Below are 22,277 nucleotides of genomic sequence, written 5' to 3'. Positions count from 1 at the left end.
TCCGTCGTGGTAGGCATGGTTGCGTGACCCGGGACGACACGAGGAGGCTGCGATGAGCACGCCGAAGGAGCCGGACCACGACGAGCGGCGACCGGCGGAGTCGCCGTCGCAGCAGACCGGGGAGACCTCCGGCGACGAGCCCGCCCCGCCGCTGACCGGCGCCGCTCCGGCCCAGACACCCGGCGGACAACCCACCGAGCACGATCCCGCCGCCGCGCGGCCGCCGGAGGCCGAGCCGGGACCCGCGGACCAATGGTGGCAGTCGAGCGGCGCGCCGCCCGCGGAACCGCTGGGCGGCCAATGGGGCGCCGAGCCCAGCGGGGAGCCCGCCGAACCCCGCCCTTGGGGCGCCAACGGCGGAGGTGATCAGCAGTCCTGGGGCGCCGAACCCGCCGCGCCGGGGATACCGCTGTCGGGTTCCGCGCCCCAGCCTCCCAGCGACGAATCGACGCAGCGGTTCACCCCTGACGAGCACACGCAATACGGGGCGGGCGGGCAGCCGCCATACCCGCCGGGGCAACCCGCCGACGCTCAGCCGCCGTATCCGCCGAGCGGGCAACCGCAGCACCCGGCGGGCGGGATGTACGACTATCCGGCGTCCGGACAGCAGCAGCCACAGTACGGCTACCCGTCCTATCCGCAGCAAGGGTACGAGCCGTACGCCACCCCGCCGCGACAGCCGGGCAGTCAGGTGTACTCGATCATCGGGTTCGTCTGCGCGGTCACCGCCGTACTGTTCTGCCCGATCCTGTTCGGCCCGGCCGGGATAATCCTCGGCATAATCGGACACAACAAGGGCGAATCGCTTGGCAAATGGGCAGCGATCGCCGCGGCCGTCGGCATGGTGATCGGCTTCATCGTGGGATTCGCCGTGTTCGGCGGAGACTTCACCACGTAGATTTTCGGTATGCGTCTTTTCGGTGGCACCAGCGTGGCGGGTGCGCGAGCATGACCGGATTCGCGGGCTTCCCGCTGGCCGGGCTGGACTTCTACGAAGACCTGGAGGCCGACAACTCCAAGGCGTTCTGGACCGCGCACAAGAAGATCTACGACGAGTCGGTGCTCGCGCCGATGAAGTCGCTGGTGGCCGAGTTGGAGCCGGACTTCGGGACGGCCAAGATCTTCCGGCCCTACCGGGACGTGCGGTTCGCCAAGGACAAGTCGCCGTACAAGACCGCGCAGGGCGCGGTGGTGCGCGCCGGTGCGGGTGTCGGCTGGTATGTGCAGATCAACGCCGCGGGCCTGTACGTCGGCGGCGGCTTCTACCAGGGCTCGCCCGACCAGCTCGCACAGCTGCGCGCCACCATCGACGACGAGGTGCGCGGCCCCGAGCTGGCGGCGATCCTCGCGAAACTCGCCGACGCGGGTTTCACCATCGGCGGCGAGAAACTGAAGACCAAACCCAAGGGCTACGACGCCGACCACCCGCGCATCGACCTGCTGCGACACAAATCCATCACCTGCGGCCGCGAATTCGGCGCGCCCGCCTGGCTGGACACGCCTCGGACGGCGAAAGAGGTCCGCGCCGCGTGGGAGACGATGCGGCCGCTGGTCGAGTGGCTCGCGGCGGTGGTCGGCGGCGCACCGTCGTGGTGACCGCCGACCGCCGCGTGGTCAGCGCCGTCCGGCGAGGACCAGCGCGAAGCGGTCGTCCGGATCGGTCCACACGTGTCCGGTGGCGAAGCCTGCGGCCGCGAGTTCGGCGTCCAGGCCCGCGACCCGGAACTTCGCGGAGATCTCGGTGCGTATCTGTTCGCCGCGGCCGAGGCGCACGGTGAGGCCGAGGTCGGCGACCGTGACGGTCATGTCCTCGCGGGCCTCCAGCCGCATCTCGATCCACTCGCGCTCCGCGTCCCAGATCGCGATGTGCCGGAACTCGTCCGGCGCGAAGTCGGCGCGCAGACGAGCGTTCAGCACGTGCAGAACGTTGCGGTTGAACTCGGCGGTGACGCCCGCCGCGTCATCGTATGCGGGGACGAGCACCGCCGGGTCGGTGACCAGTCCCGCCCCGAGCAGCAGTTGCTCACCGGGCTCGAGCACGTCGTGGATCCGGGCGAGGAATTCGGCGCGTTCGTCGGGGACGAGGTTGCCGATGGTGCCGCCGAGGAAAGCGATCATCCGGCGGCCGCCGCGCGGGAGGTTGTCCAGGGTGTCGGTGAAGTCGCTGACCACGCCGTGCACGGCGAGACCAGGGAATTCGGCCGCGACCTCGTCGGCCGCCGCCCGCAGCGCCGTGGACGAGACATCCTGCGGCACATACTTCTTCAGCGGTCCGCGCGCGCCGAGCGCGGTGAGCAGCAGGCGGGTCTTGGCTGCCGACCCCGCGCCCAGTTCGACCAGCACCTCGGTCTGGGCGGCGTCGGCGATCTCGCCGACCACCTGCTCGAGCAGCGCGCGCTCGGTGCGCGTCGGGTAGTACTCGGGCAGCTCGGTGATCCGCTCGAAGAGCTCGCTGCCCCTGGCGTCGTAGAACCATTTGGGCGGCAACCACTTCGGGTCCGCGGTCAGGCCGAGGCGGGCGTCCGAGCGGAGCGCCGCGTCGAGGTCGTCGTCGGTGAGGTGGATGTCCAGCGTGGCTGCGGTCATGGCACGGCCTTTCGGGTCACAGGAGGGCGTCGACGGACAGCGCGCCGGGCCTGGCGCTCACCAGGCTGCGGTCCGGGATCGGCCGCCAGCGGGGGTCGTCGTCGAAGGGTTCGGAGGACACGAGCGCGAAATCGTCGGTGACCAGCACCGACAGCGAGTGGTGGCAGGTGGTCGCCCACAACTGCGCGCCATCGGAGAGCAGGAGATTCAGGCGTGCTTCCGGGGCCCGGTCGAGGATCGCGGAGACGAGCAGCCGCAGCGCCGCCGGAGCCGCCGACCATTCGCCGTCCGGTGAGCTGGTCGCCAGCAGATCGCACAGCAGCACCCACAACGTGGCCGCGTCGGTGGCCGACTCGGCCTCCAGCAGCCGCGCCGGGGTGAACAGGTCTTCGGCGCCGAGTTCGGCCGCGATCAAGGCGAACTCGGCGGCCACGCCGGTCAGGGTGCGCCGCCAGTCGGGCACCACGCCGTTGTGGCTGAACGCCCAGCGGTCGCGGGTGAACGGCGCGCACGCGGACCGCTCGACGGGCATGCCCACCGTCGCCGACCGCACCGCCCCGAGCACCGCGACCGACTCCAACTGCGGGAGCACCTCCTCCACGGCCGGGTCGGTCCAGATCGGCGCCGCGTTGCGGTAACGGCTGACGGTCACCGTGTCGTCCACTCCGACGTGCCACCAGGCGACGCCGAAACCGTCGGCGTTGATGGTGCCGCCGTGGCGCATATCGCGCGGCGCCCACGCCTGGGTACGCAGCGAATGAGAGCCGAGGGTCAACATGTCGCCTACCCGCACCGGAGGGCCGACGTAACCCAGGTGTCTACACATCCGCACCCGCCGGGGCCGCCGTCGCCGGACCGCGACCACACTTCCGCCCGGCCGGACGGGCGTGGCTCACTCCCCTTCTCCCGGGCGCAGATCCCGCGCCAAGCGGAACCCGGCGAAGATCTGACGGCGGATGGGGTGGTCCCAGTTGCGGAAAGTGCTGCGGCAGGCCACCGGATCGGTGCCGAAGGAGCCGCCGCGCAGCACGCGGTAGTCACCGCCGAAGAACACCTCGGAATACTCCCGATACGGGAACGCGCGGAATCCCGGATACGGCTCGAAACCCGAAGCGGTCCATTCCCATACGTCGCCGATCAGCTGGTGCACGCCCGCGGGAGACGCGCCGGCCGGATACGCGCCGACTTCGGCGGGTTCTAGATGGCGCTGCCCGAGGTTCGCGGTGGAGGCGTCGGGATCGGCGTCGCCCCAGGGGAAACGGCGCGAGACACCGGTAGCGGGATCGAACCTCGCCGCCTTCTCCCATTCCGCTTCGGTAGGCAGGCGCTTACCCGCCCAGTTGGCGTAGGCCTCGGCCTCGAACCAGCACACGTGCACGACCGGCTGATGCGGCCGCAGCGGCGTCATCACCCCGAACACCCGTCGCCACCAGCGCCCGGACGGGTCGCGCTCCCAGAACTGCGGCGCGACCAGACCCGCCTCGACGCGATGCGCCCAGCCGCGTTCGGACCAGAGCTCGGGCCGCTCGTAGCCGCCGTCGTCGACGAAGGCCAGATACTGCTCGTTGGTCACCAGCGCCGCGTCGATCGCGAAACCCGGCACCCGGACGCGGTGGGCAGGGCGCTCGTTGTCCAGCGCCCACGCCTCGGTGGAGGTGCCCATGGTGAACTCGCCCGCGGGGATGACGACTTCCCCGGTGACCGTCGCCGGCGCGGCCGGTGCGGCCGCCGCGGAGAGCACGGCGGCGCCGGCGCGCAACTGGTGGGTGGCCAGCATCGTCTCGTCGTGCTGCTGCTCGTGCTGGGCGATCATGCCGAAGGCGAACCCGTCGTCGACCAGGGGACGACCCCGTAGCTCGCTGCGCTCCAGCACATCCCAGACCTTGTCGCGCACGGTGCCGACGTACGCGCGAGCCTGGCCGGGATCGAGCAGCGGCAGGCCGGGCCGGTTGGCGCGGGCGTGTTTGAAGGCGTCGTAGAGCTCATCGATGTCGGAGCGCACCGGGTCGCGTCCGCCGACGTCGCGTACGAGCCAGAGTTCCTCCTGGTTGCCGATGTGCGCGAGGTCCCAGACCAGCGGGCTCATCAGTCGCGAATGCTGGGCCACCAGTTCTGCCTCGTCGACGCAGTCGGTGAGGGTGCGGGTGCGCTGCCGGGCGCGCGTGAGCACCTCGGCGATCCGGTCGCGCAGCTGCTCGGTGCCGGAGTGGTCGGTGGATGCGGGATGGGAAGTGGTCACGGGAAACGTCTCCGAGATTCGTGCTGATCGGCGTCGGTGCGGCCGCGGCTGCCTGCGCTTCGGCGCGCGCAGGTCCGGTCGGGCTGGGCGCTGTAGGGAAAGTGCGGCTGGTTGCTGGTCACGGGGCAGCCTCCGGCGGCGCCGGGTCGGGGCCGTGCTCGGTGTCGCCGTCGGTCGGGATGCGGCCGTGGCGACATCGTTCGGCGGCGGATTCCACGGCACGTGCCGCGTCGTCGGTCGCGGTGTGCTCGGCCGCCAGGCGCAGCAGGGCTACCGCGGCGGCTCGGATGTCCGGATCGGCCAATCCGTAGCGGGCGGCATCGACCCAGCGGGCGGCCAGGGGCGCGGCGATCGAAGTCGCCTCCGCGACCACCGACGGGCTGGACATGAGCGCGTCGATCACGTGCACCGGGACGGTCCACCCGTCACCCGGCTGGGCGTCGAGGTAGCGGATCTCCAGGTGGCCCGAGGCGCGCACCGGCGGGAACAGCGTGGTCAAGTGATAGTCGAGGTCGCCGATGCCCGGGCGGCGGCCGACCTCGTCGTCCAACGCGCCGGACAGCCAGTCGGCGAAGGTCGCACCGGGCGGCGCGGACCATCCCTCGCCGTCGCCGCGTTCGGCGGCCCCGTCGGGTCGGCGCACGCACAGCAGCGGCACGTCCAGCGCCCATCTGCCGTACGCGGCGATCGGGTCGGACCAATCCAGCACCGGCGGGCGGGTGCGCGCGTTGTCCAGCCGCAGCCAGGCCCGCATCCGCTGGGACGCCCAGCCGCCGGGCGGCGCGCCACGCAGGACGGGTGAACAGGCGAAGGCGGCCAGCAGCGCCGGGCCGACGGCGTACAGGGCGGTCCAGCGCGCGGTGACCTCCGCGCGGTCGGCGCCCGCGTCGACGCTGACCTGGGTGGCCGCGGTGTTGCACATCATCAGCTTGCCGAACGGACCGATGCCGCCGAAGGAGCGTTCCATCGCGCGGTAGCGCGGGAGCTGGAGCAAGCGTTTGGGACGACGGTCCGCGTCCGCGGCGACGGAAACCATGCGGATGGACCGGGATTCGAGAAGTTCCCGCAACAGGCGGGCATCGTCGCGCAGGCGATCACACAACTGCGCGGCAGCGCCGTAGGGAGCGCTGGAGAGTTCGATCTGACCGCCGGGTTCGAGAGTGACCCGGCTGCCCCCCGGCAGTGCGAGTGCCGGCGAATCGGGGGCGATGGACCGTGGTGCGTACGGTCCGAGGGCGTCCGCGAAGGCGGACAGCTGGGGGCGCGGAGCCGCGGAAGGACCGGCCGCCGAACACTCACCCTGCACCGTGAGCCATTCGAGTTCGGCGCCGATCAGCGTTGGTGGTCCGAGTTTGAAGCACACCCCGCCGATGTATGCCTCCGCCGCCGCGCGGGAGGACAGTTCTCCCTGCTCGGTGGCACAACCGGCCGACTCAGGACTCTCGAGCGTGACCGCCATGCCAACCTCCAGTGGGCTCCGGGACGTAGTCCGCTGCTCTTCGGTTATCGCCATTCTGCGCGGTGGTATTCCACTCCCCCGCCGGAATTCGCGTATGGCGACCCATCCAGCGTAGCCACGCGGACCGACAAGAAATCGACACGCAGCCGAACAATCCACCCGATAAGGTCGGCTCCATGCTGGACGACGATCGCGTACGAGCCGACACTCCCGGATGCGTGGACGGGCCCGGCCCCGGCCCCGTCTTCCTCGACAGCGCCGGATCCTCGCTGCCGCCGCGGGTCGTCACCGAGACCGTGATCGAGCATCTGCGGCGGGAGGCGGAGATCGGCGGCTATCGCGCCGCGAACGAGCGGCTCGACGATCTCGCCGACGTCAAGACCGCGATCGGCGCGCTGATCAACGCCGAACCCGAGAGCATCGCGCTCAGCGACAGCGCCACGCGTTCGTGGGCGGACTTCTTCTATTCGGTCCCGCTCGCCGCGGGCGACCGCATCCTGGTCTCCGAGGCGGACTACGCCAGCAATGCCATCGCCGCCCTGCAGCGCGCCCGCGCCACCGGCGCCACGGTGGAGAAGATCCCCAGCGACGGCAGCGGGCAGATCGACCTCGACGCGCTGGCGGCGCTGGTGGACGAACGGGTCAAGCTGGTCTCGGTGCTGCACGCGCCGACCAACGGTGGGTTGGTGAACCCGGCCGCCGAGGCCACCCGGATCGCGCACTCGGTCGGCGCGCTGGTGCTGCTGGACGCCTGCCAGTCCGCCGGACAGTTGCCCCTGGACGTGGCCGATCTCGGCGTCGACGCTTTGTCGGCTACCGGTCGCAAGTGGTTGCGTGGCCCGCGCGGCACCGGCTTTCTCTACCTGCGGCCGGAATTGGCGCGCTCGATGGAACCCGCACGGCTCGATCTGCACAGCGCGGAATGGACCGGACCGCAGGACTACCGGCTCGCGCCCGGCGCGAGCCGCTTCGAGTTCTGGGAGTGCGACGTCGCGGCCCGGCTCGGCTTGGGCGCGGCCGTGCGATACCTGCTGGAACTGGGCCCGGAGGACGTCTACGCCGCGATCGCGGCCCGCGCCGAGCACCTGCGCAAGGCGCTGCCGGAGATCCCCGGCGTGACCGTGCGCGACCTCGGCATCCGGCACAGCGGCATCGTGTCGTTCACCGTCGACGGCGTCGACTCCGTCGCGGTGCGCGACCGGCTGCTGGCGCAGGACATCACGGTCACGGTCAGTCACGCCGGTTCGACCCTGCTGGACATGACCGGCCGCGGCCTCGCCTCGGTCGTGCGCGCCTCGCCGCACTGCTTCGTCGGTTTCGACGAACTCGATCGTTTCGTCGCCGCGGTGGCGGCCCTGCGAGCCTGAACCGCCGGGGACCGCCCCGGAACAGTCAGGCCAAGTGCACCGCGAGCGCCCTGGCCACCAGCGCGTCCGCGTCGGCGCCCGGACCGACCAGGCGCAGGCTGCGATTGGCCTGCGCCGTGGCGATGCCGTGCAGGTTGGTCCACAGGGCGACAGCGCGGTCGCGCGGATCGATCGTGTCCGAGGCCGCCGCCGCGCCGACCAGCTCGGCGAACCGCGCGAACAGCGGCAGGCTGACCGACCGCAGATTCTCACCGGAACCTTCGAGCAGGTCGTGCCGGAACATCAGGGTGAACATCTCCGGACGCCGCACGGCGAACTCGAGGTATTCGGCGCTCATCCGCGTCAGACGGTCACGTGCCGACTTGGCCTCCACCGCCGCGAACCGGTCTTCCAGGTCGGCGAACCCGCGCGCGGCGATGGCGGCGAGCAGTGCGCGGTGCGTCGGGAAGTATCGCCGCGGCGCGCCGTGGGAGACGCCGGCCGCCCGGGTGATCGCGCGCAGACCAAGATGCGCGGCCCCCACCTCTTCGAGCAGGTCGACGCCCACGTCGACCAGTCGATCCCGCAACGACTCGCTCCCAGTCATGTGGACATTGTCTACGCCTGGCCGGGCCGCGGGCACACCCGGGCGTAGACACTGTCTACAAGATCGGGTAGACAATGTCTACACACTCGGCTCCCGGAGGTCTTCATGTGGTACGCACTGTTCAAGTACGTCTTGCTCGGCCCACTGCTGCGGCTGCTCGGCAGACCCGAGGTCGTTGGGCTGGAGCACATTCCGCGAACCGGGCCGGTGATCATCGCGGCCAACCACCTCGCCGTGATCGACTCGCTGTACCTGGCGCTGGTGGTGCCCCGGCACGTCACGTTCCTCGCGAAACAGGAGTACTTCACCGGAGAAGGCGTGCGCGGACGATTCAACCGCTGGTTCTACTCGGTGTCCGGACAGGTGCCCGTCGATCGGACCGGCGGGGACGCGGCCGCCGCGGCGTTGGCCGCGGCCACCCGCATCCTGGCGGACGGCGGGGTCTGGGCGATCCACCCCGAAGGCACCCGTTCACCGGACGGGCGGATCTATCGCGGCCGCACCGGCGCCGTGCGGGTCGCCATGGCCACCGGCGCGCCTGTGGTTCCGGTGACGCTCTCCGGCACCGACCGAGTGAACCCGCGCGGCAGCCGCCTGCTGCGTTTCGCCAAAGTGCGCATCGAGTTCGCCGCCCCTCGCCGCTACCCACCCGCCGAGCAACGTCACCTGGTGCGCGCCGCGACCGACGAGCTGATGCGCGAACTCGCCGCACGATCGGGCCGGTGCTACGTCGATCGCTACGCCGCGACCTTTCCGGCCGTCATTTCACGCCTCTGACCTGCGCCCCTGGAAATGGGGTTAACGCTGGGCCACTATGGCGTGATAGTTGGGGGAGGCCGGATCCCGGCAACGGTTGGTGAAGAGGAGTTGGGACTTTGAGCAGGTTCACCGACGAGATGTACGCAACCGCACAGACCTCCGAACGCGGACTGGTGACCGGCGAGCCGGGCGCCCCGCTGCGCCGCACCTGGGCCGAAATCCACCGGCTCGCCCGGCGCATGGCGGGCGGGCTGGCCGAAGCGGGCATCGGGCACGGCGACGCGGTGGGCGTGCTCGCGGGCATGCCCGCCGACATCGCCCCGGCCTGCCAGGCCGTCTGGATGCGCGGCGCGTCGATCACCATGCTGCACCAGCCCACTCCGCGCACCGATCTGGTGGTGTGGGCGCGGGACACCGAGACCGTGCTGACGATGATCGAAGCGCGCGCGGTCGTGCTGGGCGCGCCGTTCGAGGCGGCCGAACCGCTGCTGCGCGAACGCGGCATCACCGTGGTGCGCATCGACCAGCTGCCCGACGGCCCCGACGTCGACCCCGTGCCCACCGTCGAGGGCGATATCGCGTTGCAGCAGTTGACCTCCGGTTCGACCGGATCGCCCAAGGCGGTGCGGATCACGCACGAGAACTTCTACGTCAACGCCTACGCCATGTTCGACCGGGTGAAATTCCAGCTCGACGACGACGTGATGGTCAGCTGGCTGCCCCTGTTCCACGACATGGGCATGGTCGGGTTCCTCAGCGTCCCCATGCAATTCGGCGCGGAAGTGGTGTGCGTGACGCCGCTGGACTTCCTCACCAGGCCGCTGCTGTGGGCCGAGCTGATCAGCAAGTACCGTGGAACCGTCACCGCCGCGCCGAATTTCGCCTATTCACTGCTGGCCCGGCGGCTGCGCCAGGCCGACGACGGCGCGTTCGACCTCAGCAGCGTGCGCTACATGTGGAACGGCGCCGAACCGGTGGATCCGGACACCATGGACGCCTTGGCCGAGGCGGGCAAACGCTTCGGGCTCAACCCGATGGCCCTCACCCCGGTCTACGGCATGGCCGAGACCACGCTGGCCGTGTCGATTCCCGACCCCGGGCACGGACAGGTGGTCGACGTGATCGACGCCGACCTGCTGGAGGCGATCGGCAAGGCGGTGCCCGTGCCGGAGGAGCACGGCCAGCCCGCCAACATCCGCAGGTTGCCCACGCTCGGCTATCTGGTCGACCACCTGGAGGGCCGGATCGTCGACAGCGAGCGTCAACCGCTGCCCGCCCGCTCGGTGGGCGTGATCGAACTGCGCGGCCCGGCGGTCACGTCCGGCTACGTGACGGTGGACGGATTCCAATCGGCCCAGGACGCCGATGGCTGGCTGGACACCGGCGACATCGGCTACTTCACCGACGAGGGGCTGATCGTGGTGTGCGGCCGGATCAAAGACGTGATCATCATGGGTGGCCGCAACATCTACCCCACCGACATCGAGCGCGCGGCGACGCGGGTGCGCGGCGTCCGGCCCGGCAACGCGGTGGCGGTGCGCCTCGACGCGGGTCATCAGCGGGAGAGTTTCGCCGTGGTGGTGGAGAGCGGCAGCCACCAGGACCCCAACGAGGTCAAGCGGATCGAGCGCGAGATCGTGCACTCGGTGTTCGCGGAGGTCGGCGCCCGCCCGCGCACCGTCACCGTCCTCGGCCCCGGCGCACTGCCGAAGACCTCCTCCGGGAAACTGCGCAGGGCCGCGACCGCGATGCATCTGCCCCGCGGCTGACCGCCCGGCGCCTCGCGTCCTGAATGAGTTTGCCGCTCAGTGCAATTGGTTCTGCGCGGTCTCCAGACCCACGCGCAGCAGCAGTTCCACCGCGTCGGCGGCCTGCTCGACGATCACCGGGACCTCTTTGCGCTCCGGCGCGGAGAACGGCTTCAGCACGTAGTCGGCCGGATCCTGGCGGCCCGGCGGGCGACCGATGCCGATCCGGGTGCGCAGGTAGTCCTTGGTGGTCAGGGCGGAGGACACGGAGCGAAGACCGTTGTGCCCGCCCTCGCCGCCGCCGCGCTTGAGCCGGATCGCGCCGAACGGCAGGTCGAGCTCGTCGTGCACGACGATCACCTCGGCCGGCGGCACGGAGAAGAACTTCGCCAGCGCGGCCACCGGCCGCCCGGACAGGTTCATGAACGATCGCGGCTTGGCGATCAGCACCTGGCGCCCGTCCAGCCGCGCCTGCAGCAGGTCGGCGCCGGATTTCTTGTGCACACCGAAACGGCCGCCGACGCGCTCCGCGAGCACGTCGGCGACCAGGAAACCGACATTGTGCCGGGTGCGCTCGTATTCGGGACCGGGGTTGCCCAGTCCCACCACCAGCGCGGGCCCGGCAGACGATTCGGTACTACTCAGCGCTCTCGCCCTCGGCCTCGGCAGCACCCTCACCCTCGACGGGCTCGGCGGCCGGGGCGGCGATCACGTTGACGATCAGGGTCTCCGCGTCGGCGGCCAGGTCGACGCCCTCGGGCAGCTGCAGCGCGCCCGCGGTGATCTGGGTGCCCGCCTCGACACCTTCGACGGAGACCTCGATGGCCTCCGGCAGCTTCAGCGCGTCGGCCTCGACGGAGACGGTGGTGGCCTCCTGGGTGACCAGGGTGCCGGGGGCGGCGTCGCCGGTGACGGTGACGTTCACGTCGGCGGTGACCTTCTCGCCGCGCTTGATGATCAGCAGGTCGGCGTGCTCGATGTAGCGGCGGATCGGGTGCACCACGACGGACTTGGTCAGGGCGAGCTGCTTCTTGCCGTCGATGACCAGGTTCAGCACCGCGTTGGTGCCGTGCTCGCGCAGGATGGCGGCGAAGGCCTGGGCGTTCACCGAGAGATGCTGCGGGTCGGCCTGGTGGCCGTACAGCACGGCCGGGACGTTGCCCGCACGACGGGTGCGGCGGGCAGCGCCCTTGCCGAACTCGGTGCGTACGGATGCTTCGAGAAGGTTGACGTCGGACATGACTGGATCTACTCCTACGGCTCTTCCGGGCTGTCAGTTACACGTCAGGGGTTCCGCACACCTGACGGGAGGGTCTATTCGTCGGGGCGAAGACCGAACGAGGACGGCCGGAAGCCGCGCCGCGTCGATCACGGTGTCGCAAAACTGGTCTGCGGACACCCTCGCCGAGACAACCCGAACACCATACCCCAGCGCCGGGGCCGTCTTGGAATCGGGTGGTCACCGGCGGTTCGGCTCGCGCTCGCGCGCGTCGCGTACGCTGGCGTGGTTGCCCGATCGGTCGTCTGCGAAAGGTTGTCTTGCGTTGAGCGCCTCCCCTGAGGGTGTTGTCGCGCCCGCATCCCGCGGGTTGCCCGCCGAGGTAGCCCGCCGGCGCACGTTCGCGGTGATCTCCCATCCCGACGCGGGCAAGTCCACGCTCACCGAGGCGCTGGCCCTGCACGCGCGGATGATCTCCGAGGCGGGCGCGATCCACGGCAAGGCCGGGCGCAAGTCCACGGTCTCGGACTGGATGGAGATGGAGAAGGCGCGCGGCATCTCGGTCAGCTCGACCGCGCTGCAGTTCAACTACCGCGCCGCGGGCTCGGACGTGGACAGCGTCATCAACCTGGTCGACACCCCCGGGCACTCCGACTTCTCCGAGGACACCTACCGGGTACTCACCGCCGTCGACGCGGCGGTGATGCTGATCGACGCGGCCAAGGGCTTGGAGCCGCAGACTCTGAAGTTGTTCCAGGTCTGCCGCCACCGGGGCATCCCGGTGATCACCGTGATCAACAAGTGGGACCGGCCGGGCCGGGCGCCCCTGGAACTGCTCGATGAGATCAACGAGCGGATCGGCCTCACCCCCACTCCGCTGTTCCTCCCGGTCGGCATCGCGGGAGACTTCCGTGGTCTGCTGCGCCGCGGCCCGGACGGCGCGCCGCTGGAATACATCCACTTCACCCGCACCGCGGGCGGAGCGACCATCGCGCCGGAGGAGTCGCTCACCCCCGAGGCCGCCGAGGCGCGCGAAGGCGAGCCGTGGACCACGGCCGCGGAGGAGAGCGAGTTGCTCTCGGCCACCGGCCAGGACCACGACCAGGAGTTGTTCCTCGCCGGGCAGACCTCACCGGTCATCTACGCCTCCGCGATGCTGAACTTCGGCGTACGGCAGCTGCTGGAGACCCTGGTGGCGCTCGCGCCCGCCCCGGGGCCGCGGCCCGACATCGAGGGCAAGCCGCGCGAGACCGGCGACCCGTTCAGCGCGGTGGTGTTCAAGGTGCAGGCGGGCATGGACGCCGCCCACCGCGACCGCCTCGCGTTCATGCGGATCGTGTCCGGCGAGTTCGAACGCGGCATGGTGGTCACCCACGCGCAGACCGGGCGGCCGTTCGCCACGAAGTACGCCCTGACCGTGTTCGGCCGCGAGCGCGCCACCGTCGACACCGCATACCCGGGCGACGTGGTGGGCCTGGTGAACGCGACGGCGCTGGCTCCGGGACACACGCTGTTCGTGGACAAGAAGGTCGAGTTCCCGCCGATCCCGTCGTTCGCGCCGGAACATTTCGCCGTGCTGCGGGCCCGCACCGCGGGCAAATACAAGCAGTTCCGCAAGGCCGTGGATCAGCTCGACTCCGAGGGCGTCGTGCAGGTGCTGCGCAACGACATCCGCGGCGACGCCTCGCCGGTCCTGGCGGCCGTCGGCCCGATGCAGTTCGAAGTGGTGACCGCGCGCATGCTCACGGAGTTCAACGTGGAGACCACGATGGAGCACCTCGGTTACACGCTGGCCCGGCGCACCGACGCCGCGTCGGCGGAGGAACTCGGGCGGCAGCGCGGGGTGGAGGTCTTCACCCGCTCAGACGGTGCGCTGCTCGCGCTGTTCAGCGACAAGTGGCGGCTGCAATACATCGAGAAGGAGCACCCGGCGCTCACCTTGGAGCCCCTGGTGGCCACCGCCGACTGAGTCAGCCGGCCTCGGACTCCGGCCGCAGCGGCGCGGTGCCCGGGTCGCGTTGGATCGAGGCGATCCCGTCTTCTCGCGCGATCAGGCCCCAGCGGCTGGAGGTCAGGCGCAGGCTGGGCAGGTCGCTGAGGGACAGCACCACCTCGTAGGTGCGTTCGTAGCCGGTGTGCGAAATCCGCCAGCGCCGGTCGTCGCAGCGGACGTAGCGGTCGGTGTAGAAGGCCGCGCCACGCAGCAGCATGTTGTGGGCGGGGATGAGGACCGTGTCGGCGAGATACCAGGTGCCGGTGGCGCTGTCGCCGTCGACATCGATCTCCGGGTGGTCACAGCGATGCTCGGTGATCACGTGCGGCCCGAGCGTGTTGCGCATGAACGCGATGAACGCCTCGCGCGATTCGAACTGCAGGTATTCGCTGTAGGTCGCGGTGGCCTCGGGGATCATGGTGTCGGCGAATTCATCCCATGATTTGGTGTCGAGGGTGCGCAGGTACCGGTACTTCAGCCGGGCGATCGCCGCGACGTCGTCCAGTTCGGGTTCCGCGTCGCGGCCGCGCGGCCGCGGATCGTCGCGCACCTGCCCGAAGTCGATCGGTCCCGCGTCGAAGCGCAGGCGCTCATCGGCGCGCCGGTCGTCGGGATCCCGCTCACCCGTGCTCGTCGCCCGCTGCCCGCCGCGCCGGTCGGGGCCGACCGGGTCGATGTCACGCTCCCGCTCGTCCTGCTCCGATCCGCCCGGATCGAGGTCGACGCCGCCGCGCTCGTCCGGGGGAAATCCCGGATCGTCGCGCCCCTGCCCACCGGAGTCCGTGTCCCACTCGTTACGCGCTTGCCCAGCGATGCCCACACCGGGGTCGCCGCGCCCCTGCCCGCCGTTTCGCTGATCCATACCTCCACAATCCCATCCCGAGTGCCGGATTGGGAGAGTTGTATCAGATTGCTATCACGGCGAGGAGAATCTTCCGACGAAGATCAACTCCGCGGCGTCAGCTGCCGATCGTGAAGCAGGTGCGGCAGAAATCCTCGCCGAACTCGGTCAGCCGGAGACTCTTGCGGACGATCTTCGGCGCCCGGCCCGCCTTCTTCAGCGCCGCCTCCACCACCGGCTGCACCTCCAGCACCATGTACCGGCTCAGCACCACCGGATCGTCCGAGGTCAGCGTGAGCCCGAGGCGGTTGAGGTTGATCAGGTAGGACCGGGCGCGATCCGGGTAGCGCACGCCGGCCTGCTCCGGCACCGAGGTGAGATCGCCCTGCACCAGTTCCGAGCCGATCCCCAGCGGACGGTTGGTGCGCACGTCGACCGACGGCTGCGGCCCGTTGAGCGCCATGAAGCGCAGGATGCGCGCCTCGTCGGGCGCGAGCTCGTCGAGGATGCGGTCGTAGGCGGGGTGCACGTCCTCGGTGAAGTAGACGTCGGCGGACCTGGCCAGCAGCGCGTCGCCGCGGCGGCGCAGCTCCTCGGTGCTCGCCGAGCGCAGGTAGGGGCCGACGGTCAGCGCCTGCTGCGACGAAGCGGGGCCGTTGGACGTCGGGACGTAGCTGACGATTTCCCGGACCGAGCCCTCGGTGACACCGAGCGCGCTGCGGGCGATGGAGCGCAACGCGTTTCCGGTCCGCTCGGCGATCTCGGCCGAGGACTCCCCGTCCAGCGCCGCCTGGGTGATCTCCCTGGTGACCTCGTAGGTCGTGCCGACCGCCCATTGGCTTCCGCGCATGACGGTGCCCGCGGCCACGCCTGCCGCCCGGAACACGCCGCGGATCAGCCGTGCCTCGTTGCTGATCTGCCGCTGTTCGACATCCGAACTGCGCTCGACGGCGCGAGAACCTGGCCGGGCCACGTCCTGTCCGGTCCTGTCGTCTGCCACGTTTTCTCCGATATCGCCGGGGGAACGAATCCGCTCCACAGATTACTTCCCCTTGTGTCGCGGGTCATTCGCACCGCCTGACTCGGACAGTGCGACCGGCACGCGGCGCGCAATAGGGTTTCTGCGCCGAGGGGGTGCTAGTTTTGGGTGCCGGTGAGGCGGCGATCACCGGTGTATCGGCAGGAGGGTGTCGTGTTAGAGAGCGTATTCGGAATCCACCCCACGATCCTCCTCGAGCTCGTGACGATACCGCTTTTCACCGGGGTGATCGGCTACATCACCAACTGGACCGGCGTGCTCATGCTGTTCAAGCCGGTCGCCTTCCACGGCGTCCGAGTTCCCGGCCTGCGCGCGCTGTATCCCTTCCTTCCCAAGCGAATTCAAGTCCTCCCGTTGCTCAGTTACGACGGCCGGTTCGGCTGGCAGGGCATCGTTCCCTCGCGTGCGGACAAGATGGCCAGCATCGCGGTCGACAAGGGCCTGGCCAAACTCGGCAGCGTGGCCGACTTCTACCGGGAACTCGAGCCGGACAAGCTGGCCGAGCACCTCGCGAGCATCGCCGACGCGCAGATCAAGGACATCGTCGAGGACATCCTGCGCCGCGAGCATCCGCAGCTCTGGTACAACCTGCCCGCCCAGGTGCGCGACATGGTGCACGCGCGGGTGCGCCAGCAGCTGCCGGAGATCCTGCGCGAGCTGACCGAGGAATTGGGCGCGAATATCGATCAGCTGCTCGATGTGAAGCAGATGGTGATCCGCTACTTCCAGGCCCGGCCGCATCTGCTCAACACCCTGTTCCAGGTGCTCGGCGCGAAGGAACTGCGATTCATGCAGAACTTCGGTTTCTACTTCGGCGCGCCGATGGGCGTGCTGCTGGTCGTCGTCCTGCATCTGACCGGCTGGTCCAGCCTGGTGGTGCTGCCGATCGGCGGCGTGATCATCGGATGGGTGGTCAACTGGATCGGCATCAATATGATCTTCGCGCCCGCATATCCGAAGTGGTGGGTTCCGTGGCGGCAGGGCCTGCTGATCAAACGCAAGTCCGAAATCACCGACGGATACGCGGAATTGGTTTCCAGCCAGGTGATCACGGTGGCGAATATCGGTGACGAGTTGCTCAACGGCCCCCGCTCGGATCGCACCATGCAGATGCTGGAGGACACGCTGCGCCCGGCCGCCGACCGCGCCCTCGGCCCCGCGCGTCCCGCGGTCAAGTTCATGCTCGGCAGCCGCGAATACGACTCGCTGCAATCGACGTTCACCAGCGAAGCCATGGCCATCGCGCCGATCGCGTTCGCCGACCCGGAGTTCAACGTCCGCCAGGGCAGGCAGATCAACGAGTACATCGCCAGGCAGATGGCGATGTTGTCGCCGCCGGACTTCGTCGACATGCTCCGCGCGGCCATCAAGCAAGATGAATGGCTTCTTTTCGTCCATGGCGGCGTGCTGGGGCTGTTCGCCGGATACGCTCATATCCTGATCTTCGGAACGGGAGTGGCGACATCATGGCTGTAGCGGGTCCGGACGACGGCGATATCGAGGCCGTCGAGCACCTCGACGCGACGGCGGCGAACGCCGCGCCATCGCAGGAGATCGCCCGGCGGCCGGCATCGGAGCTCACTCATCCCGACGAGTTATCCAGACGGGTAACGGTTCCCGTGGCCACCGTGCGTGCCGCGACGGGCGTCGCACGGGTCGCGTGGACCGCCGTCACCGGGGTGACGTCGTGGGGCGTCGGCACCGCGGTCGGCGTCACCTCCACCGTGGTGCGCCGCAGCATCGAGGGAGCGCCGCCGCGAGAAGTCCTGGCCGAGGCGGAATCCGAGGTCCGCGACGCGATGCGCAAAGCGCTCGGCCTGCCCGCCGCCGCACAGCCGCCCGCGCAGGAAGCCGTGCCCACGCTGCGTGAGCAGGGCGCCGCGCTGCTGCGGTTGTCGGCCAGCCCGCACGGCGAGGACGACAACCACCCGGCCTTCGCTGGCATGCTCGCCGAACTCACCCCGGACGAGGCGCGCATCCTGCGTTTCCTGCACCTGGATGGGCCGCAGCCCTCGATCGACATCCGCACCGGCCGCCCGCGCGCGCTCGGCTCCGAGCGCCTCGGCTCGATGCTCACGCTGATCGGCGAGCACGCCGGATTGCGCTTTCCGAACCGGATCCAGCAGTACCTGACCAACCTGCGCAGACTGGGTTTGATCGAGCACGCGCGTGAGCCGGTCGGCAACCCGAACCGATACCAGCTGCTGGAGGCGCAGTCACCGGTGCGGGAGATGCTGAAGCGCTCCGGCTTCGGCACCAAGGTGATCTACCGCAGTGTGGTGCTCACCGATTTCGGCGCGGACTTCGTGCGCATCTGCCTGCCGGTGGTGGTGCAGGACGGCCGGGCCTCCGGCCACTAGGCTCCCCAGCCGCGCAGCGCGAGTTCGGCCACCCCATCGAGTTCGGCCCGGCTCGCGCCGTCGCGCGCTGCCTGGGACATGCCTTGCATCACCGTGCCGACGTAGCGGGCCAGCGTGCGCGCGTCCAGGTGGTCGGGCAGGAGGCCCGCGTCGATGTCGGCCTGGATGCGCGCGGCGAACGTGTCGATGTTCCGGTTGCGCATGTCGCGCAGGAGTTCGGCGACCTCGGCGCTGGTGGTGTTGACGCCCGCGCTGATCACCAGGCACCCGTGCGGGCAGCCCGGCCGGGTGTACTCCCTGGCCGCCTCGCGCAGGATGCGCCGGACCGCCGCCCGTGCGGTGTCCTCCTCGGCGAGTGCCCGCGCGACGAATCCGCCGTAGCGCGCGCCGAAGGTGGCGACGACTTCGGCGAACAGCGTCTTCTTGTCGCCGAACGCCGCGTACAGGCTCGGCGCGCCGATCCCCATGGCCGCGGTCAGGTCGCCGATCGATGTCGCCTCGTACCCGCGCGTCCAGAACAGCCGCATGGCCTGTTCCAGCGCCGCGTCCCGGTCGAAGGAGCGCGGCCGTCCCCGCGTCGGCGTACTCATGCGGAGAATTCTATAGCGATCACTAGACAATGTGCTACCGTGCTTTCTGTAGCGACCGCTAGAGAAAAGGATTTCGCGATGGGCGCACTGACGGGCAAGACGGCACTGGTGACCGGGAGCAGCAGGGGCATCGGCCGGGCGATCGCCGAACGACTCGGGCGCGACGGCGCACGCGTGGCGGTCCACTACAACGCCGACGAGCAGGCGGCGAAGGCGACCGTGGCCGCGATCGAGGCGGCGGGCGGCGCGGCGTTCGCCATCCGGGCCGAACTGGGCGTGCCGGGTGACGCGCAGGCGCTGTGGGCGGCGTTCGACGCGCACGCCGACGGATTGGACATCCTGGTGAACAACGCGGGCGCCGACGTCATCCGGGAGCCCATCGCCGGGACCGACGAGGCGGCGTTCGACCGGGTCTTCGCGATCAACGCCAAGGCGCCCTTCTTCATCACCCGCCTCGGGCTGGACCGGTTGCGTACGGGCGGCCGGATCGTCAACATCTCCACCGGCCTCACGCACGGCGCGCACATGCCCCAACTGATCGCCTACACCATGACCAAGGCCGCGATCGACAGCTTCACCAGCGTGCTCGCCAAGGAGGTCGGCGCACGCGGCATCACCGTGAACGCGGTGGCGCCCGGCATCATCGACACCGACATGAACGCCCACTGGCTGCGCGACGCCGAGACCCAGGCGGCGGTGGCGGCGATGTCCCCGCTGCATCGCGTGGGCCAGCCCGCCGACGTGGCCGATGTAGTCGGGTTCCTCGCCTCCGACGAGGCGCGGTGGGTGACCGGCCAGTGGATCGATGCCACCGGCGGCGCACTGCTCTGACGCGCCGGGAAGCCGGGCCTTCGGCTGCCCGCCTCGGTGCGAGCTACGGACCGGCGTCGCCCGGCCGCTCCCATTAGGCTTGAGCACCGTGCTGTCAGTTGTGCCTAGTCCCGTCACCGTGCGGGCGCCGTCGAAGGTGAACCTCCATCTCGGAGTGGGCGACCTGCGTGCCGACGGCTACCACGACCTGACCACGGTGTTCCAAGCACTGTCCCTGAGCGACGATCTGGAGATCTCGCCGTCGGGTTCGCTGACCGTCCGGGTCACCGGAGAGGGCGCCGCGGAAGTGCCGACCGACCGGACGAACCTGGTCTGGAAGGCGGCCGTACGGCTCGCGCACCTCGGCGGCCGCGCTCCCCTGGTGGAAATCGCCATCGCCAAAGGCATTCCCGTGGCCGGGGGCATGGCGGGCGGCAGCGCCGACGCCGCCGCCGCGCTGGTCGGCCTGAACGAGCTGTGGGACCTGGGGTTGTCCAGGGATGAACTGGGGGCGGTGGCGGCCGAACTCGGCAGCGACGTGCCGTTCGCCCTGCACGGCGGCACCGCGCTGGGCACCGGCCGCGGCGAGCGCCTGCTGCCGGTGCTGTCGCGCAACACCTTTCACTGGGTGCTCGCCTTCGCCAAGGGCGGCCTGTCCACCCCCGCGGTGTTCGCCGAGCTGGACCGGTTGCGCGAGCACGGCGAACCGCCCCGGCTCGGCGAGCCGCAAGAGCTGATGCAAGCTCTGGCCTCGGGCGACCCGCGGCAGCTCGCGCCCCTGCTCGGCAACGATCTCCAGGCGGCCGCGGTGTCGCTGAAACCGGAGCTGCGCCGCACGTTGCGCGCGGGCGTGACCGCGGGCGCGCTGGCCGGGCTGGTGTCCGGCTCCGGTCCCACCTGCGCGTTCCTGTGCGAGAGCGAGGAATCGGCGATCTCGGTGGCCGCCGAACTCGCCGGCGCCGGCGTCTGCCGCAGCGTGCGGACGGCCAGCGGACCCGTGCCGGGTGCGCGCATCCTCAGCGCCGACCCGTCGAGCAAGCACTAACCGGCCGCATACCGCCGAGACCCGGAACGAGCCACCGCATCCGCCAGGCTCGGGCGTCCACCGCCGCGTGCGGATGGCTGGCGAACCCCGGCGCAGACGCATCCTCAGCCCGACCGTCGGGCGAGCACTGACCGGCCCCATATCCCCGGTAGCCCGGGCCAAGTCGCAGACACCCCATCCACCGAGCGCAGCCATCCACCGCAGCGAGCGGACGGCTGGCGAACCCCCGCCGCATGCGCATCCTCAGCCCGACCGTCGGGCTAGCACCGACCGTCGCACAAGGCCGACGCCGGGCACGGCGGCGGGCGAACTCGCGCCCGCCGCCGGACATGAACAGCCGACGATCCCGTGCCCGCGTATGCCCAGCGTCGACTCATCAGAGAAGCGACGATCACCGCTCGACCCACACAAAAACGGGCGGTCGCCGACACCGCGGTCGGGGGCGAGGCGTGCGGCGCGGCCGGGAAGGTCGAAACACCCCAGTCGACCACGATTGTGGCTACCGCGCGGTGATCCCGCCGAACGGCGACGGGGCGAACGCTGCACAGCGGCAGGTGCGTCCGGTTCGCGTGGCACCGGGACGAACGCGCGAATGCGCACGTTGCCGCTACCACCGGAATACGCGACCGGTCCCGGGAGCGACCGGATTCCGCTGACCGCCCGGTTCTCCGGGACTCGTGCACCGCGCCGCTCAGGGCAGCGCGTCGGCGAGGCGATCGACCTGGTCGGCATCGCGCCCGTAGCAATAGAACATCACTTCGTCCGCGCCGAGGTCGCCGAATTCGGCGATGGTGGTGCGGATCTGCGCGGGCGTGGTGAGCAGGCCCGCGAGGATGCCCTCGGTGTAGTCGCTGAACCCGTAGTAGGCGCCCATCGACGCGCGGGCGTCCTCGATCACGTGATTGGGACCGAGGGCGACGTTGACCTGGGCGACGATCCTCGGTTCACCCGCTCGGCCGTGGTCGGTCCAGGAACGGCGCGCGGTATCGAAGAGTTTGCCCGCCCAGGAGGGCGGAACGGCGGCGAGGAATCCGCCGCCCCACCGCCCGATACGGTCGAGCGCGGCGGGCTGGAAGCCGCCGAACAGGATCTCGGGCCCTTCCGGGCGCAGCGGCGCGGGGCCGATGGGTCCGCACTCCGCGTCGTACGGCCCGCCCGCCCACAGGCGGCGCATGAGCGCGAGCTGCTCGTCCATGCGGCGGCCGCGCGTGCGCAGCTCGGTGCCCGACGCTCGGTGGTCGTCGGCGCGACCGCCGACGCCGAGACCGAGCACCAGGCGCCCGCCGGACATCCGGTCCAGGGTGGCAACCTGCTTGGCGAGCAGCACCGGGTCGCGCAGCGGCGCGAGCAGCACTTCGGTCTGCACCTGGACACGGCTGGTCGCGCCGGCGAGCGTGGCCAGCGCGATCAACGGTTCAGGGTTGTCGTAGACCAGCCGGTCGAGCAGGCCGAGGGTGCGGAACGGGCCCGCGTCGGCGCGCCGGGCCCAGTCGAGCAACGCGGCGGGATCGGAAATGGGCAGGCCGAGGCCGACATGCATGGCAATCCTCCAGAGGTAGAGCGAAAGGGAATGGGTGCCGCCCGCCGACGCCTCGATCCGAGGCGGGCGTCCCACTCTGCGGCTGTACTTCTGGGG

At 70.4% G+C, this 22,277-nt stretch carries 21 protein-coding genes; 10 read left to right on the top strand and 11 right to left on the bottom strand.

Translation table 11 applies throughout. The features are described from left to right. The first annotated feature begins 52 nt into the window (after positions 1 to 52). Positions 53 to 898 (top strand): hypothetical protein, encoded by an 846-nt coding sequence (locus QMG86_RS03170; protein WP_281877579.1) that lies wholly within the window; start codon positions 53 to 55, stop codon positions 896 to 898. Positions 899 to 948: 50 nt separating this feature from the next. Further along, positions 949 to 1,596, top strand: coding sequence for a DUF2461 domain-containing protein (locus QMG86_RS03165; RefSeq protein ID WP_281877577.1), 648 nt, complete (start codon positions 949 to 951; stop codon positions 1,594 to 1,596). Positions 1,597 to 1,614: 18 nt separating this feature from the next. Here the strand turns inward: QMG86_RS03165 and egtD are convergent, their stop codons facing one another. From egtD to egtA, 4 genes are all read right to left on the bottom strand, one after another. Further along, positions 1,615 to 2,586, bottom strand: coding sequence for an L-histidine N(alpha)-methyltransferase (egtD, locus tag QMG86_RS03160; RefSeq protein WP_281877576.1), 972 nt, complete (start codon positions 2,584 to 2,586; stop codon positions 1,615 to 1,617). Positions 2,587 to 2,602: 16 nt separating this feature from the next. Further along, entirely contained in the window at positions 2,603 to 3,412 is an 810-nt protein-coding gene (gene egtC, locus QMG86_RS03155) for an ergothioneine biosynthesis protein EgtC (protein ID WP_281877575.1), read from the bottom strand. Between the two features lie 66 nt (positions 3,413 to 3,478). Then, positions 3,479 to 4,825, bottom strand: a complete 1,347-nt coding sequence (gene egtB / locus QMG86_RS03150; protein WP_281877574.1) for an ergothioneine biosynthesis protein EgtB — start codon at positions 4,823 to 4,825, stop codon at positions 3,479 to 3,481. A 118-nt stretch (positions 4,826 to 4,943) separates the two neighbouring features. Then, positions 4,944 to 6,284, bottom strand: coding sequence for an ergothioneine biosynthesis glutamate--cysteine ligase EgtA (egtA, locus tag QMG86_RS03145; protein WP_281877573.1), 1,341 nt, complete (start codon positions 6,282 to 6,284; stop codon positions 4,944 to 4,946). Between the two features lie 176 nt (positions 6,285 to 6,460). Here egtA and QMG86_RS03140 point away from each other — a divergent pair, with 176 nt between their 5' ends. Then, positions 6,461 to 7,651: an aminotransferase class V-fold PLP-dependent enzyme gene (locus QMG86_RS03140; protein WP_281877572.1), complete on the top strand. Its 1,191-nt coding sequence runs from the start codon at positions 6,461 to 6,463 to the stop codon at positions 7,649 to 7,651. 25 nt (positions 7,652 to 7,676) lie between these two features. Here the strand turns inward: QMG86_RS03140 and QMG86_RS03135 are convergent, their stop codons facing one another. Then, entirely contained in the window at positions 7,677 to 8,237 is a 561-nt protein-coding gene (locus QMG86_RS03135) for a TetR/AcrR family transcriptional regulator (protein ID WP_281877571.1), read from the bottom strand. A gap of 105 nt (positions 8,238 to 8,342) precedes the next feature. Between QMG86_RS03135 and QMG86_RS03130 the strand changes: the two genes are divergently transcribed. Further along, positions 8,343 to 9,014, top strand: a complete 672-nt coding sequence (locus QMG86_RS03130) for a lysophospholipid acyltransferase family protein (protein WP_281877570.1) — start codon at positions 8,343 to 8,345, stop codon at positions 9,012 to 9,014. A 98-nt stretch (positions 9,015 to 9,112) separates the two neighbouring features. Next, on the top strand, positions 9,113 to 10,765 hold the full coding sequence (locus tag QMG86_RS03125) for a fatty acyl-AMP ligase (RefSeq protein ID WP_281877568.1): 1,653 nt from the start codon (positions 9,113 to 9,115) through the stop codon (positions 10,763 to 10,765). A gap of 36 nt (positions 10,766 to 10,801) precedes the next feature. Here the strand turns inward: QMG86_RS03125 and pth are convergent, their stop codons facing one another. Both pth and QMG86_RS03115 read right to left on the bottom strand, forming a co-directional pair. After that, positions 10,802 to 11,353 (bottom strand): aminoacyl-tRNA hydrolase, encoded by a 552-nt coding sequence (pth, locus tag QMG86_RS03120; protein ID WP_281877566.1) that lies wholly within the window; start codon positions 11,351 to 11,353, stop codon positions 10,802 to 10,804. Positions 11,354 to 11,381: 28 nt separating this feature from the next. Next, positions 11,382 to 11,984 (bottom strand): 50S ribosomal protein L25/general stress protein Ctc, encoded by a 603-nt coding sequence (locus QMG86_RS03115; RefSeq protein WP_195086043.1) that lies wholly within the window; start codon positions 11,982 to 11,984, stop codon positions 11,382 to 11,384. 304 nt (positions 11,985 to 12,288) lie between these two features. On the opposite strand from QMG86_RS03115, the gene QMG86_RS03110 reads away from it, so the two are divergent. After that, on the top strand, positions 12,289 to 13,932 hold the full coding sequence (locus QMG86_RS03110; RefSeq protein ID WP_281877565.1) for a peptide chain release factor 3: 1,644 nt from the start codon (positions 12,289 to 12,291) through the stop codon (positions 13,930 to 13,932). 1 nt (position 13,933) lies between these two features. Here QMG86_RS03110 and QMG86_RS03105 read toward each other — a convergent pair whose 3' ends face one another. Further along, positions 13,934 to 14,461, bottom strand: a complete 528-nt coding sequence (locus tag QMG86_RS03105) for a nuclear transport factor 2 family protein (RefSeq protein WP_281880744.1) — start codon at positions 14,459 to 14,461, stop codon at positions 13,934 to 13,936. A gap of 454 nt (positions 14,462 to 14,915) precedes the next feature. Then, on the bottom strand, positions 14,916 to 15,797 hold the full coding sequence (locus QMG86_RS03100; RefSeq protein WP_281877563.1) for an Abi-alpha family protein: 882 nt from the start codon (positions 15,795 to 15,797) through the stop codon (positions 14,916 to 14,918). A 240-nt stretch (positions 15,798 to 16,037) separates the two neighbouring features. Here QMG86_RS03100 and QMG86_RS03095 point away from each other — a divergent pair, with 240 nt between their 5' ends. Both QMG86_RS03095 and QMG86_RS03090 read left to right on the top strand, forming a co-directional pair. Then, on the top strand, positions 16,038 to 17,312 hold the full coding sequence (locus QMG86_RS03095; protein WP_281877561.1) for a DUF445 domain-containing protein: 1,275 nt from the start codon (positions 16,038 to 16,040) through the stop codon (positions 17,310 to 17,312). Continuing rightward, the gene (locus tag QMG86_RS03090) at positions 17,303 to 18,196 is read left to right on the top strand and encodes an Abi-alpha family protein (RefSeq protein WP_281877560.1); all 894 of its coding nucleotides are present in this window, start codon (positions 17,303 to 17,305) and stop codon (positions 18,194 to 18,196) included. The genes QMG86_RS03095 and QMG86_RS03090 overlap by 10 nt, the downstream gene beginning before the upstream one ends. Here the strand turns inward: QMG86_RS03090 and QMG86_RS03085 are convergent. Then, positions 18,193 to 18,786, bottom strand: coding sequence for a TetR/AcrR family transcriptional regulator (locus tag QMG86_RS03085; protein WP_281877559.1), 594 nt, complete (start codon positions 18,784 to 18,786; stop codon positions 18,193 to 18,195). The two genes, QMG86_RS03090 and QMG86_RS03085, sit on opposite strands and share 4 nt — an antisense overlap. Positions 18,787 to 18,864: 78 nt before the next feature. Here QMG86_RS03085 and QMG86_RS03080 point away from each other — a divergent pair, with 78 nt between their 5' ends. Continuing rightward, entirely contained in the window at positions 18,865 to 19,617 is a 753-nt protein-coding gene (locus QMG86_RS03080; protein WP_281877557.1) for an SDR family oxidoreductase, read from the top strand. An 88-nt stretch (positions 19,618 to 19,705) separates the two neighbouring features. Further along, entirely contained in the window at positions 19,706 to 20,641 is a 936-nt protein-coding gene (locus QMG86_RS03075) for a 4-(cytidine 5'-diphospho)-2-C-methyl-D-erythritol kinase (protein ID WP_281877556.1), read from the top strand. 691 nt (positions 20,642 to 21,332) lie between these two features. Here QMG86_RS03075 and QMG86_RS03070 read toward each other — a convergent pair. Continuing rightward, positions 21,333 to 22,181, bottom strand: a complete 849-nt coding sequence (locus QMG86_RS03070; protein WP_281877555.1) for an LLM class flavin-dependent oxidoreductase — start codon at positions 22,179 to 22,181, stop codon at positions 21,333 to 21,335. Positions 22,182 to 22,277: the final 96 nt, after the last annotated feature.

Source organism: Nocardia sputorum, assembly GCF_027924405.1.
GTDB lineage: Bacteria > Actinomycetota > Actinomycetes > Mycobacteriales > Mycobacteriaceae > Nocardia > Nocardia sputorum.
The sequence above is the reverse complement of the archived record's forward strand: the minus strand, read 5'-3'. Positions and strand labels throughout refer to the sequence as shown.

What these genes read in the sequence shown, in the direction of transcription:
- QMG86_RS03115 (WP_195086043.1), bottom strand. Translation starts at nt 11,984, where the DNA reads ATGTCCGACGTCAACCTTCTCGAAGCATCCGTACGCACCGAGTTCGGC.
- egtD (WP_281877576.1), bottom strand. Translation starts at nt 2,586, where the DNA reads ATGACCGCAGCCACGCTGGACATCCACCTCACCGACGACGACCTCGAC.
- QMG86_RS03085 (WP_281877559.1), bottom strand. Translation starts at nt 18,786, where the DNA reads ATGAGTACGCCGACGCGGGGACGGCCGCGCTCCTTCGACCGGGACGCG.
- QMG86_RS03080 (WP_281877557.1), top strand. Translation starts at nt 18,865, where the DNA reads ATGGGCGCACTGACGGGCAAGACGGCACTGGTGACCGGGAGCAGCAGG.
- QMG86_RS03090 (WP_281877560.1), top strand. Translation starts at nt 17,303, where the DNA reads ATGGCTGTAGCGGGTCCGGACGACGGCGATATCGAGGCCGTCGAGCAC.
- QMG86_RS03170 (WP_281877579.1), top strand. Translation starts at nt 53, where the DNA reads ATGAGCACGCCGAAGGAGCCGGACCACGACGAGCGGCGACCGGCGGAG.
- egtA (WP_281877573.1), bottom strand. Translation starts at nt 6,284, where the DNA reads ATGGCGGTCACGCTCGAGAGTCCTGAGTCGGCCGGTTGTGCCACCGAG.
- QMG86_RS03135 (WP_281877571.1), bottom strand. Translation starts at nt 8,237, where the DNA reads ATGACTGGGAGCGAGTCGTTGCGGGATCGACTGGTCGACGTGGGCGTC.
- egtC (WP_281877575.1), bottom strand. Translation starts at nt 3,412, where the DNA reads ATGTGTAGACACCTGGGTTACGTCGGCCCTCCGGTGCGGGTAGGCGAC.
- QMG86_RS03130 (WP_281877570.1), top strand. Translation starts at nt 8,343, where the DNA reads ATGTGGTACGCACTGTTCAAGTACGTCTTGCTCGGCCCACTGCTGCGG.
- QMG86_RS03165 (WP_281877577.1), top strand. Translation starts at nt 949, where the DNA reads ATGACCGGATTCGCGGGCTTCCCGCTGGCCGGGCTGGACTTCTACGAA.
- QMG86_RS03140 (WP_281877572.1), top strand. Translation starts at nt 6,461, where the DNA reads ATGCTGGACGACGATCGCGTACGAGCCGACACTCCCGGATGCGTGGAC.
- QMG86_RS03070 (WP_281877555.1), bottom strand. Translation starts at nt 22,181, where the DNA reads ATGCATGTCGGCCTCGGCCTGCCCATTTCCGATCCCGCCGCGTTGCTC.